This window comes from Clostridia bacterium, assembly GCA_035561135.1.
In the GTDB taxonomy this organism is placed as follows: Bacteria; Acidobacteriota; Terriglobia; order Terriglobales; family Acidobacteriaceae; genus DATMYA01.
The window spans coordinates 405,335-417,674 of the sequence record DATMYA010000008.1 but is presented as its reverse complement, the minus strand read 5'-3'; the positions used below and the strand labels follow the sequence as shown (position 1 = coordinate 417,674).

Sequence of the window (12,340 nt, the reverse complement as noted above, 5' to 3'; positions counted from 1 at the left end):
AATCGTATGCTGCCGATCTTATTTGTATTCCCTGGATGCCACGCTCGGACTCGAACCGGATTATCTTGCCGCGAAAGTAAAGGCGCTCCACGGAAGGAGCGCCTTTGATGAGTGACAACCCTGAAGCATTCTGTCGACCGGAGCGCTGCGCAATTCGCCGGATGATCTAGGCGGCGTTCTTGTCGCGGTCGATGTCGTTGTCGGCGTCCCGGTCAACGTTACGATCACCTTTCTCGGTGGCATCGCGGACAGCGTCTTTTGTTTTGCCCCAGGCATTTTCGATCTTGCCCTTGGCTTGATCTTTCATGCCTTCCGCCTGGGCTTCTTCGTCGCCCGTCCACTCGCCCACTTGCCGCTCAACTCGGCCTTTCACATCCTCCATCTTGCCTTTGATGCGGTCCTTATCCATTAGCCCTCCCAAGACTTAAACTCTCTCAAGCGTGCGCCCGGCGATTCCGTCGGGCTTAGGCGACGGGTCTGCGTCCACTAATCAGCTGGAACACCAGCGCGATGACGGCCAGGACCAGCAGAATGTGAATGAAGCCGCCCAGCGTATAGCTGCTGACGACACCCAGCAGCCACAGTACAAGCAGAATCACAAACAGCGTCCAAAGCATCTCGATTTCCTCACCCTGTGGTTTTCAATCTTCGACTACAAACTTTGAGGCGCTCTGCGCCGTACGGGTTGGTACGAATCGAGGGTTGCCACCGAAGGCCGCTTACGCAGGCAACTCTATTCCGCGGGTTCCGCAAAGCCGCGGGTCGATTGCTTGGCTTCCCTGCTAGACAGGTTGCTGAAAAACTCTATATTGGGTCATCCTGAGGTCACGCCGCTTTGCGGGACCGAAGGAATCTGCTTTGTTGTAAATAGCAGATCCTTCGCTACCCTCAGGGTGACCCGTTTATTGCAAGCCGTTTCGACTTCAGAAGCCTCTAGAACCGCAGCACAATTCCGGTCTGCGCCACTACGTTGTGCTGGCGTCCTGTGTCGCCGAGGGCACTGAAGCTTGGCGAGCCTGAAAAGAAATCGCGTACTTCGCCGCGAACGCTGAGCGCCGGGAATATCTTCATATCCAAGCCAGCGCCGTAATCGAAAACACCCGTGTTCACGCTCTCGCCGGAAGTGGTAGCGGTCGCGTCCGAGTGGAATCTTGCGAATCCGCCGCCCACAGCGAAATAGGGCGACACCGGAAACTCCGGCGCAAGCTTCAGCTTTAGTCCGGGCGCGATGAACAGAGAAGAATAGTTGGACCGTGAGGGCAGTCGCAGAACGCTTTTCGGGCCTGCAACGACGGAAACTTCAAAGTAGAGCGAAGCAAGGGGCACGTGCAGAAGACGACTAGCGTAATTGCCGCCAACCGCAAAGCTTGCTCCCGTATCAAACAGATTGTTTCGGGGAAATTGTCCGCCGACGGTAATCGCTAATTCATTCTGTTGGGCGTTGGCTGCAACGACAGTGGCCAGAAAGCAGAAGCCCAACATAAGAACATTTGCAAAATTTCTTAAAACGGTAAGATTTCTGGGAAAGCTTTTCATCGGCATTCCTTAAAAGCGAGCCCCTCCTCTTAGCCAGGGCCGCTGTGCGTGATTTGAGAAGCTCTGGCTGAGATGCAGCTGCTTGCCCTGGCCGTTGTCGTACCGAAAGTCCATCGGCCCGTATTGTTCGGACAATGTACGAATGAGTGATGTTTGCCAGTGCTGCTTCAAGGCTTGGGAAGATATTCTCCCCTCTGTCATTGCGGTGCGGCCAGTACTGCGATTAGAATCGCGCCGCTTCTAAGGGAGGGTTTAAGCCCGGTTGTAATTCTGCAAGACGTGGCACTTTGGCATCGCATGCTGTTCTTTCCCTGGGATTCGCCGTTAGCTCAGCCTGGTCCCGTTTTCTCCGGTGCGGCTAAGTGACTGGAATCAAAGCGCTATGTTGCAGCTTGAATCTTTCAAACACGTCGCTTCATCAAAATGTTGAGTATGACTGACTCAAGGAGTGTTATGGCCAAAGAAACGCGCAACATAGAGCGGACCGAGCCCGAATTTCGGGACGACGCTACCGAGGCGCGTACCCTTCCGGTTCTCCCGGTTCGGGACACGGTTCTATTCCCGCATGCCGTTCTGCCTCTTACGGTTGGCCGGGAAAGTTCGGTTCAGCTAATCAACTCGCTTGGCGAGGATAAGACCATTGTAGTGGTTGCCCAACGCGAGGCCCGTGTGGATTCTCCTCAGCCTGCCGACTTGTACACGCTCGGCACCTTGGCGGTTGTGCACAAAGTCGTCAAGATGCCGAACCAGAGCCTTTTTGTTTTTGCCGAAGGGCTGGAGCGCGTCCGCGTTGGGGAATACACGCAGTTGACGCCCTTCATGAGGGCAAGTGTCGATACCGTTAGCGAGATCAGTACGCCAAAAAGCGCGGAAATTGAGGCGCTTGAACGCAATATTCTTACATTGTTTCAGCAGATTGTTGCCGGTTCGCCGACGCTGTCCGACGAGCTCTCGACCGTCGCCATGAACATCGACGACGCAGGCCGGCTGGTGGACTTTATTGCCAGCTCGCTGCCGTCGCTTTCGACCAAAGATAAGCAGGATGTACTGGAGACGCCCGACGTTCGGACCCGTCTCGACAAAATCAACCAGCACCTCGCGAAAGAACTCGAGGTGCAGCAGCTTCGCAACAAAATCCAGTCCGAAGTTCAGGACCGCGTGCAGCAGACGCAGCGCGAGTACTACCTGCGCGAGCAGATGAAGGCGATCCAGAAGGAACTGGGCGAACAGGACGAGAACACGCGCGACGTCGAGGAGCTGAGAGAGAAGCTCGAGCAGGCGGGAATGCCTGACGACGTCAAGAAGGAAGCTCTGAAGGAACTCGGCCGCCTGTCCCGCATGTCGCCCATGGCCGCCGACTACTCGATCACGCGTAATTACATCGAGTGGCTTGCGGTGCTGCCGTGGCAGAAATCTTCGGGCACGGAGATCGAGATCAACAAGGCGAAGGAGATCCTGGACCAGGACCACTACGACCTGAAGAAAGTAAAGGACCGCATTCTCGATTACCTGTCGGTTCGCCGGCTGAAGCCGTCAATGAAGGGGCCGATCCTTTGCTTCGTAGGTCCTCCTGGCGTCGGCAAGACCTCGCTCGGCAAGTCGATCGCCCGTTCGCTTGGCCGCAAGTTCGTTCGCCTGTCACTGGGCGGCGTGCACGACGAGGCTGAGGTTCGCGGACACCGCCGCACATACATTGGCGCTCTGCCTGGCCAGATCATGCAGGGAATTCGCCGCGCCGAGACCAACGATCCGGTCTTCATGCTCGACGAGATCGATAAGGTTGGGCGCGATTTCCGTGGCGATCCCGCGGCCGCGTTGCTCGAGGCGCTCGATCCCGAGCAGAACTCCACGTTCCGGGACAACTATCTCGACGTGCCGTTCGATCTCTCCAAGGTGCTGTTCATCACCACCGCGAACCAGCTCGATCCCGTACCTGCTCCGTTGCTCGACCGCATGGAGATTATCGAACTGCAGGGCTACACGGAAGAGGACAAGGTGCACATTGCCTTCCAGTACCTCATCCAGCGGCAGACCGATGAGAACGGCGTCACGAACGAACAAATCGAGTTTACGGAAGACTCGATTCGCTTCCTGATCCGTCACTACACGCGCGAAGCGGGCGTGCGCAGCCTGGAACGCCAGATAGGGACTATCTGCCGCAAACAGGCGCGTCGCATCGCCGAGGGCAAGACGGAAAAGCTTGTTGTAACTCGCGAAGTCGTCCTGGAGATGCTTGGCGGTATCAAGGTGCGGGTAGACAGCGAGATCGCAGAGCGTACGAAGCGCTCGGGCGTCGTTGTCGGACTGGCTTGGACCCCAACGGGTGGCGACATCCTGTTCGTCGAAGCGAACAAGATGAAAGGCAAGGGCGGCTTCACCATGACCGGTCAACTCGGCCAGGTGATGCAGGAGTCCATGCAGGCCGCGCTGACGTGGGTCCGCAGCAATGCGGAGTCGCTCGGCATCAGCGAGGACTTCTTCAAGGACCACGACATTCACATACACGTTCCCGCCGGAGCCATCCCGAAGGACGGTCCCTCGGCAGGCGTGACGATGGCGACTGCGCTGGTCTCACTGCTCACCGATCGTCGGGTGCGTCCGCTAACGGCGATGACCGGCGAAATCACGTTGAGCGGCAACGTGCTACCCATCGGCGGCGTGAAGGAGAAGGTTCTGGCAGCCAAACGTTCCGGCGTCAAGGACATCATCCTTCCGTCCGACAACAAGCAGAACGTTGAAGAGGACCTGACCCAGGAACAGCTCTCCGGTGTCACGCTTCATTTCGTGAACACCATTGAAGAGTTGCTGACGGTCGCGCTGCCCTCCTCTCCTGCTGAGGAGAAGAAGGACGCCGAGACTCGCGAGCAGGTTCTGAGCGGAGCACCCGTCGGGTAATGTTACAAAGTTATCTGGAGATGCTTCGGCCGCGCCAAAAATAGGCGCCACCTCATCGACTCTTAGGGCCGTCATGTGCTGGCGGCCTTTTTCTTTTCTTGCGAACCGTTGAAGTCGCAACTCTGAGGTTTTCTGCAACTCGGCATGGCTTTTTCAAATCTCTCGCCGTGCATTACACTGGCCGGGCATGCAGGTTCGCATTGTCTATCTCGGGATACTGAAGGATCTGGCTGGACGCGCCGTCCAGCAGCAGGATGTCTCTGTGGGTTCGACGGTCGGCGATCTTTGGAAGCATCTGCTCTCCACGTATCCAACCTTCGCGCGTTTCAATGGCTCGCTCGCTATTGCAGTGAACAACGAGTACGCCGCCCCGGACGTCGTTCTTAGTGAGGGAGACGAAGTCGCGCTGCTACCGCCGGTGAGCGGTGGCACGGATGCCGTGCCCGCGACGGCTCCCGCCGATCTGCTTTCGCCACACTGTTGCATAACGCGCCGACGCATCGCAGCACAGCCTGTAATCGAAGCAGTGGAGCGGCCCGAAGACGGGGCTGCGTGCATCTTCGATGGCATCGTGCGGAACAACACGCGTGGTCGCCGCACGCTGTACCTCGATTACGAGGCTTACGAGCAGATGGCGATACAGCAGATGGAGAGCCTCGCGGAGCAGGCTCTTCGCGAGCACAAGGTTCGCGAGGTGCGCATAATTCATCGCCTTGGGCGGCTCGAAATCGGAGAGACAAGCATCCTTATCGTGGTCGCGTCGGCGCATCGCGGCCCTGCGTTCGAGGCTTGCCGCTGGCTAATCGATACGCTGAAGAAAACGGTTCCGATCTGGAAGAAGGAATACTTTGAGGACGGGGCGGTCTGGGCCGATGGCGAAGAGTTCCCGCCCGAGCTACGGGTGACCAGGGATTGATGATGCAGGTCCAGGGCCCCTACGCGAAACTTCGCACTGCGCGCGGTGTTTGGCTTATGGACGGTGTTTGCACCGCAAGTGTCCGCCGCACAATCATCAACAGCGCTCGATAAGAAAAGCTTTCAATGAAGATCCTGAAAATATTGCTTCCTTTCGTGCTGGCCGCCGCAGCCTTGGCCCAGACATCGCCGCCACCGGCGGTTGCTCCCGGCGAGCCGCCGGCGTCGCACACGGACACAAGTGCAAAACCCCCCGCCGCCCGGGAACCGAAGCAGGATGAACAGACAAACGATCCCGCCGCAGTGTTCAAAGTAAATGTGAAATTGGTGAATGTGTTCGCCACTGTCACGGACAATAACGGCGCGCCTATCGCGTCGCTGAAGAAAGACGATTTCAAGATTTCCGAAGACGGTGTCGAGCAAAAGATCGCGGTCTTCAACCGAGAATCCGAGCTGCCGCTCTCCATCGTCATGGGCATAGACGCGAGCCTGAGCACGCGCAAGGACCTGAGGCTTGAGCTCGAATCTGCCAGAAAATTTGCGCATGCAATCGTGCGCCCGATCGACGCGCTTTCGGTTTACGCGTTCAGCGAGATCGTCCACGAGGTTGTCCCGTTCACGTCGGACCTGAAACAGATTGATCGCGGGATCGTCACGGTGCGAACCGGCGCGGCTACGGCCCTGTACGACGCGCTGTATCTCGGGTCTGAGGCACTGCTTCCGCGCAAGGGACGCAAGGTGATGGTCGTGATCACCGATGGCGGTGACACCGCCAGCAGGATCAGCTATGCCGAAGCGGTGCGCGCTGCACAGACTGCGGAAACCATTCTCTACGCCGTCATCATGGTCCCCATCGAAGCCAGCGCCGGGCGCGACACCGGCGGGGAACACGCGCTGATTCAACTGTCCAGGGACACCGGTGGCAAGCACTATTACGCCACCTCGCTGGGCCAGCTTGAAGAGGTTTTCCACCAGATCAGCGACGAACTTCGGACGCAGTACCTTATCGCCTACTATCCTTCGCAGAGGACCGGGAACGAGTTCCGGCGAATAAGCATAGACATTGATCCTGCGACGAACGATGCGCCGGATGCTGCATCGCTGAAGGTCCGCCATCGCACGGGTTACTACACCAGCAAATTGAAATAACTGGCGCGACATTCTGTTTGCGCTGTCACCGAAAACGCCGCGACTGGTGCGCTACAATGAATCGTCATGGCTTTCCGTAGCTCGCAATCAACTCCGACGAATAAAAAAGGCAAAACCCCACCGCCTGAAGAGACTTTCGAAGAAGCCGCATATCTCAAGTCGCTCGGCGAAAAACAGAAGGTCGTCTCTATCAAGCTGGTTGACGGTGAAATCGTCCGTGGCTGGGTGGAATACTACGACCGCACGATGATTCGGCTGACGCGTGAGGACGCTCCGAATCTCTTCATCTTCAAGCACGAAATCATGTACATCGCCGAGAGCGGCAAAGATGCGGTGAAGAAGGTTCGTGCCGAAGTGCCTGCTGTTTCAGCCAAACCGCTCGCCGCTGCCCGCGCCACGAAAGTTCGCGCTGATGCACCTCTGCAGCCGGCTTCAAGCAAGGACGACGATCAATAAGATTTAGTAAGGGCGATCCGTAATTGACGATCAGTGAGCTAGTAACGCGACGCCCTGCCGAGTCAGCCTCGGTTTTGCGTTTTCAGCACCGGAGTCTCGCATCGTGACCAACGCTCGTTTGGAGTTTGTCCCCCGCATGTCGCAGATTGCCCGCGAAGCAGGCGCGCTGCTGATGTCGTTCTTCGAGCGCCGGATCGGCTTCGAGTACAAGGGCGACGTCGACCTGGTGACGGAGGCAGACCGTGCGTCAGAAAAGCTGATAGTCGAGCGCCTGCATGAAACCTGGCCTGAGCACAGCGTCGTCGGCGAGGAAGGTACCCGCAAGGACAGCGGTAGCGATTTCCGCTGGTATGTCGATCCGCTCGATGGCACGACGAACTTCGCGCATGGGTATCCGGTTTTCTGCGTATCCCTGGGACTCGTTCACAAAGGCGGACTGAAGGCTGGCGTTCTTTACGATCCCACGCGTGACGAACTCTTCTCCGCGGAGAAGGGGAGCGGCGCGTTTCTGAATGGTAGACCGATTGAAGTTTCCAAAACGAAGACTCTTTCGGAGTCCATCCTTGCGACCGGGTTCCCCAGCCATAAGCGCCACCAGAATCCGAACATTCACTTCTACCATCAGCTAACGCTGCGCTCGCACGGCATTCGGCGCGCAGGTTCCGCGGCGCTTGATCTGGCTAACGTATCGGCCGGACGGTATGACGGTTTCTGGGAATTCAACCTGAACCCCTGGGACACAACCGCTGGCGTTCTGCTGGTTCAGGAAGCTGGAGGCACGGTCACTCGCTTTGACGGCTCGCAGTGGGCCATCGACAGCAGGGAGACTCTGGCATCGAACGGCATCCTGCACGAGGAACTGATGCGGAACTTCGCCGAGATATTTGCGGGGCGCGGTCTGGAAGACCTGCCGTCGCCCGCCGAGTACGCGCGCACTCGCCAGAAGTAGAACCAGGTCGATTCGTTTTCCATGAATTCTCGCGAGAGCCCGTCACGCAGGGTCAGCGCATCTTAATCTCACAGGAAAGTGCTTATTGGCATTCATTCGCCGGTATCACCACTCCGGCGGACGCACGTCCTTGACAGCGTTTTGCTAGGATTACAAAGTGGCGAACTTACGAAACTCCCTGCTTGAGCGAAAGATTGAAAAGCGTCCCGGCCGTGTACGGCTGAACGGTCGCATTCTCTTCCTCACCGAAGATCCCGAACTGATCCGCCGTCAACTCGACGGCTGGGATCTGCCTTGGGACACTCGCAATCCGGCAAACAATTCCAAGCTGCGCGACGACATCTCTACGGACGAGATCACTCCGGCGCACATCTGTTTCTTCTTCGACGAGACGCTCGGAGAATTCCCTTACTTCGGACTGAAGTGCGGCAACGAAATGCCGATTAAGCGCGGCGACGTTAAGCGTGGCGCGTTCGTGTGCGCCGTGAGCGGAAAGCGGCGCGGCAAAGGAAGCAGCCGCGAGCAGTCGCCCTATGCGGAGCGTGCCGCCGGAATCCAACTCGTGATTGCCGAGAACATCGAGCGCATCTACAAGCAGAATTGCCAGAACCTCGGCGTGCTCACGTCTACCAACTTCTCACTGATCGATAAGATCCGAGCGGGTGAGGAGATTCCGCTATCGGTTTTCACCGAGGGTGAGGATGAGATCACGCGCCAGGTGATCGAGCACGGCGGATTGTTCTCGTTCAATGTCGCTCGATTGCAGTCAGCCCAGCCGGGAGCCGAGAAGATGGTTTTCCTGCCCGCCATCACCACCGGCAAACGTGCCATGACCGTCTCCGAAAAAATTTTCGCGCGACACATGGTGGATCCGCAGGGGAAGGTGGGCGTGCCGTACGTTATGCCCGGCGACACCGGATTTGCGCGCACAGACCTGCGCTTCTCGCACGAATACGTCACGCCCATGGCGGCGATCTTCTACGAGCGCCTGGTTGGACAGGACGAACCGGTCACCGATCCGCAATCTGTCATTTTCTTCCGCGATCATCTTACGTTTCTCGACGATGTGATTTCGGAAGAGAAGAAGAAAATGGGGCTGCTCGATCTTGCCACGCAGCTCAAGCTGAAGCAGCAGGACTTTGCCGCCAAGCGCGGCATACGCCTGCACGGCGAGTTGCGTGACCGTAAAGGCAGTGAAGGCATCTGCCACTCCATCGTGCTGGAGAGCTATGCTCTGCCGGGCCAGCTGAACATCGGCTCGGACTCGCACACGCCGCACGTTGGAGCGATCGGCTGTGTCGCCTTCGGAGTGGGCACGACGGATCTCTTCAACTCCTGGTTCACCAAGGACATTCGCGTCAAGGTGCCGGAGTCGGTTAAGGTCGTCATCCGCGGACGGCGACACCCGAGCGTTACGGCGAAAGATTTCATCCTGAAGCTGCTCTCGCTCGACTACATACGCAGCGGCCAGGCCTTGGCGAAAGTGATCGAGTATGCGGGCGAAGCGATTGAAGAACTCAGTGTCGATGAGCGCGCGACGATGACGAACATGGCTGCGGAGATCGGCGGGTTTACGGGCATCGTTGCGCCAGATGCGAAGGTCGTGGAGTTCCTCGCGCAGCGGCGCGGGATCGCACAGGCCGCCGCCGAGCAGATGATCGAAGGTCTTAGCTCCGATGACGATGCCGAGTACGCGCATGTGATCGAACTCAACGCAGCCGATATATATCCGATGGTGGCGACGCCGGGCGACCCGGGCAACGGCAAGTTTATTCGCGACCTGCATACGCCCGTGCCCCTCGACATCGCTTACGGGGGAACCTGTACGGCGGGCAAGAACGAGGATATGGATATGTACGCCCAAGTCCTGGCCGAAGCCGTCAAAGAAGGCCGCCGGGTAGCCGCAGGCACCAGGTTCTACATACAGTTCGGCTCGCAAGAAACGCGCGAATATTGCATTAGCAAGGGATACCTGGAGGTGTTCGAGAGGGCCGGAGCCATCGTCATAGAGCCCTCCTGCGGCGCCTGCATCAACGCTGGCCCTGGTGTCTCGACTACGCCGGAGCAGGTCGTCATCAGCGCCCAAAATCGCAACTTCCCGGGACGAAGCGGACCTGGGCAGATGTACCTGGCGTCGCCCTTGACTGTCGCGGCCAGCGCGGTTGCGGGTCATATTGTGGAGTACGAACCGGCCGAGACTCCGCAGCCAATATCGTAAGCGCGATGAAGCACAGAACGCGAAGGCCAATGGGGCTAATTGTTAACCATCGGTTGCCCGCTTGTTAGATCATGATTGCCAGATCACAAGGTGGGGTGATCGCAATTACATACTTTTTGCCAATCACATACTTTTGCCATTCGCGCCTGCTCGCGCCGTTTGCTAGAATCATCAGTTACAAACATCAGCCTTGATGGCGGAGAGATAGAACCGATATGGCATACGTAATCGCTGAACCCTGCATTGGCACGAAGGACACGGCCTGCGTGGATGCCTGCCCCGTGGACTGCATTCACCCGAAGAAAGATGAACCTGCGTTCGCGACTGAAGAAATGCTCTACATTGATCCGGTGGAGTGCATCGATTGCGGCGCATGCGTTCCTGTATGTCCAGTGTCGGCGATCTTTGCTCTTGATGACCTGCCGGAAAAGTGGGCTTCCTACGCCGAGCGAAACGCGAAGTACTTTGGCCGTTAGCCTCAAGTCAGGTAAGAACGAGAAGCGCGTGGTCATGCCGCGCGCTTTTTCTTGTACCGCATTTGCATTCGGCGTTCACCGTCCTACAAGTTGGAGATTTCGTTCACCGCGACATTGCGCGACAAGAGGAATACCGCAATGGGCGACTGGCAAGTGCCTCCCCACTCCAGTAGAATCAATTTTTTGGCTCACATTCGCGATTCTTCTCCGTGGTTAACCTCGGCGTGGAAGGCCTTGACCAGTGCCGCTGAAGCAATCCGAAGCAATCGTCCTCCGCACGTATCCGCTGCATGAGGCCGACTTGCTCGTTACGTTTTTCACGCGCGCGGAAGGCAAGCTCAAGGGAGTTGCGAAGGCCGCCAAGAAATCGCGGCGCCGCTTTGGCGGTGCACTCGAGCCTCTCACGTGCGTTCGCGTGTACTGGCAGGACCGGCAAGGACAGGAGTTGGCTCGCATCGATTCATGCGACGTATTGCTGTCGCCGCTCTCGGACGAACTGGACTATCCGCGTCTCGTGGCGTTGGGGCATGTGGCCGAGATGCTCGACGAGCTGATGCCGGATCGCGAGGCGAACGACACGGTATTCCGTCTTGCCGCCTCGGTACTGGCCGAGCTTGCAAGTGGCTCCATCTGGATGCCGGTCACGTATTTCCAGATCTGGATGGTGCGCTTGATGGGCTTCCTGCCGGAGCTTGGCGTCTGCACGGAGTGCGGCGTGGAGTTGTGGAGCGAGCGCGCTTTCTACCATGCGATGGTGGACGGATTGTTGTGCGGGCGGGATAAGCGCCTGGCGTCGTCCGAGCTGTCGCTGGAATCGCGCAGGATGGCGGCGGAGATGTTTCGCGCTCCGGTAGAAACCTTCGCGGATCAGCGTTGGCCCCGTGCCAAAGGTGCTGACCTGCGCCGGTTCCTGATGCAGATTGTGCAGCGGCACGCAGAGAGAAAGTTCATTACGGTATCGCAGCTTGAGAAACTGGAGTAGGCGTGGGAAAAATTAGAAGGGTGAGCACGTTGTTGTTGCTTTTTGCAGCTCTGCTCCCCGGAGCTGTGCTGGCGCAGGAATTGTCGCACCCCGAACTGCTGTCCGGTATCAAGACCGTGACAAGTCCGGGTGAAGCCGAGGAATGGCTTCGCTACTACTACAAGCATCCGCGCCCCGATCTCGCGCTCTCAGCACTGAAGGTCATCGAAACAGATGCGCGAATCCAGCAGCAGTTCGCGCTGCTGCCGGTGTCGGCTTTTGTTGCGCAGATATTCCGCGCCAACCCCGACCTCGCTCCACAAGCGGTGCGGCAGTTGCGAAGCAACATAGGTCGCCAGCTCATGCTGTATGCGGTATGGCTCTCAGGCCTGGACTCCTCGACCGAGTTGCTCGAGGAAATAAAGAAAGGCGCTGACGAGCGAATTGCGAGGGCGGCAAAGGAAATGATGTACCGCGTGCCGCCAGATTTTCTGAAGGACGCCGTTGATTCTCCGACCACGGTCGAAGCGCTCTGGGGCAGTTATTTTGCCAGCGGCGACAGGCGCTACGTCGAGAAGATCGCGTCCGTGCTACCGTTGAAAAACCGTAGCGACGAGGCTGATTCGGCAATTGGTATCGCTGCACAGGATACGCTCATGCTGGCCCTGGCACGCGACCCGGATTTGAAGCCTATTCTTGAGACACGGCTGAAAACCGCGAGCGCGGAAGAGAAGCCTGTGCTTGCCGAAGTGATCGCGAAAGCTGCGAGCGGGACAAGATAAAAC

Annotated in this window: 12 protein-coding genes; 9 read left to right on the top strand and 3 right to left on the bottom strand. The window is 57.9% G+C overall.

What is annotated here, in order from left to right; translation table 11 throughout:
• Positions 1 to 166: 166 nt before the first annotated feature.
• From VN622_01935 to VN622_01925, 3 genes are all read right to left on the bottom strand, one after another.
• Positions 167 to 409, bottom strand: a complete 243-nt coding sequence (locus VN622_01935) for a CsbD family protein (protein HWR34612.1) — start codon at positions 407 to 409, stop codon at positions 167 to 169.
• 55 nt (positions 410 to 464) lie between these two features.
• A complete protein-coding gene (locus VN622_01930) occupies positions 465 to 617 on the bottom strand; it encodes a lmo0937 family membrane protein (GenBank protein ID HWR34611.1) in 153 nt (50 codons plus the stop codon).
• A 316-nt stretch (positions 618 to 933) separates the two neighbouring features.
• A complete protein-coding gene (locus VN622_01925) occupies positions 934 to 1,482 on the bottom strand; it encodes a hypothetical protein (GenBank protein HWR34610.1) in 549 nt (182 codons plus the stop codon).
• Between the two features lie 507 nt (positions 1,483 to 1,989).
• Here VN622_01925 and lon point away from each other — a divergent pair.
• The 9 genes from lon (at position 1,990) to VN622_01880 (ending at position 12,337) form a co-directional block, all read left to right on the top strand.
• Positions 1,990 to 4,431, top strand: a complete 2,442-nt coding sequence (lon, locus tag VN622_01920; GenBank protein HWR34609.1) for an endopeptidase La — start codon at positions 1,990 to 1,992, stop codon at positions 4,429 to 4,431.
• A gap of 187 nt (positions 4,432 to 4,618) precedes the next feature.
• Positions 4,619 to 5,347, top strand: a complete 729-nt coding sequence (locus tag VN622_01915) for a molybdenum cofactor biosynthesis protein MoaE (GenBank protein ID HWR34608.1) — start codon at positions 4,619 to 4,621, stop codon at positions 5,345 to 5,347.
• Between the two features lie 125 nt (positions 5,348 to 5,472).
• Positions 5,473 to 6,495: a VWA domain-containing protein gene (locus VN622_01910; GenBank protein ID HWR34607.1), complete on the top strand. Its 1,023-nt coding sequence runs from the start codon at positions 5,473 to 5,475 to the stop codon at positions 6,493 to 6,495.
• A gap of 66 nt (positions 6,496 to 6,561) precedes the next feature.
• The gene (locus VN622_01905) at positions 6,562 to 6,951 is read left to right on the top strand and encodes a Sm ribonucleo-like protein (GenBank protein ID HWR34606.1); all 390 of its coding nucleotides are present in this window, start codon (positions 6,562 to 6,564) and stop codon (positions 6,949 to 6,951) included.
• A gap of 136 nt (positions 6,952 to 7,087) precedes the next feature.
• A complete protein-coding gene (locus tag VN622_01900) occupies positions 7,088 to 7,900 on the top strand; it encodes an inositol monophosphatase family protein (protein ID HWR34605.1) in 813 nt (270 codons plus the stop codon).
• Positions 7,901 to 8,057: 157 nt separating this feature from the next.
• The gene (locus VN622_01895) at positions 8,058 to 10,118 is read left to right on the top strand and encodes an aconitase family protein (GenBank protein HWR34604.1); all 2,061 of its coding nucleotides are present in this window, start codon (positions 8,058 to 8,060) and stop codon (positions 10,116 to 10,118) included.
• A 215-nt stretch (positions 10,119 to 10,333) separates the two neighbouring features.
• A complete protein-coding gene (locus tag VN622_01890; protein ID HWR34603.1) occupies positions 10,334 to 10,594 on the top strand; it encodes a ferredoxin family protein in 261 nt (86 codons plus the stop codon).
• A gap of 241 nt (positions 10,595 to 10,835) precedes the next feature.
• A complete protein-coding gene (gene recO, locus VN622_01885; protein HWR34602.1) occupies positions 10,836 to 11,576 on the top strand; it encodes a DNA repair protein RecO in 741 nt (246 codons plus the stop codon).
• A gap of 2 nt (positions 11,577 to 11,578) precedes the next feature.
• Positions 11,579 to 12,337, top strand: a complete 759-nt coding sequence (locus VN622_01880) for a hypothetical protein (GenBank protein ID HWR34601.1) — start codon at positions 11,579 to 11,581, stop codon at positions 12,335 to 12,337.
• Positions 12,338 to 12,340 lie beyond the last annotated feature (3 nt).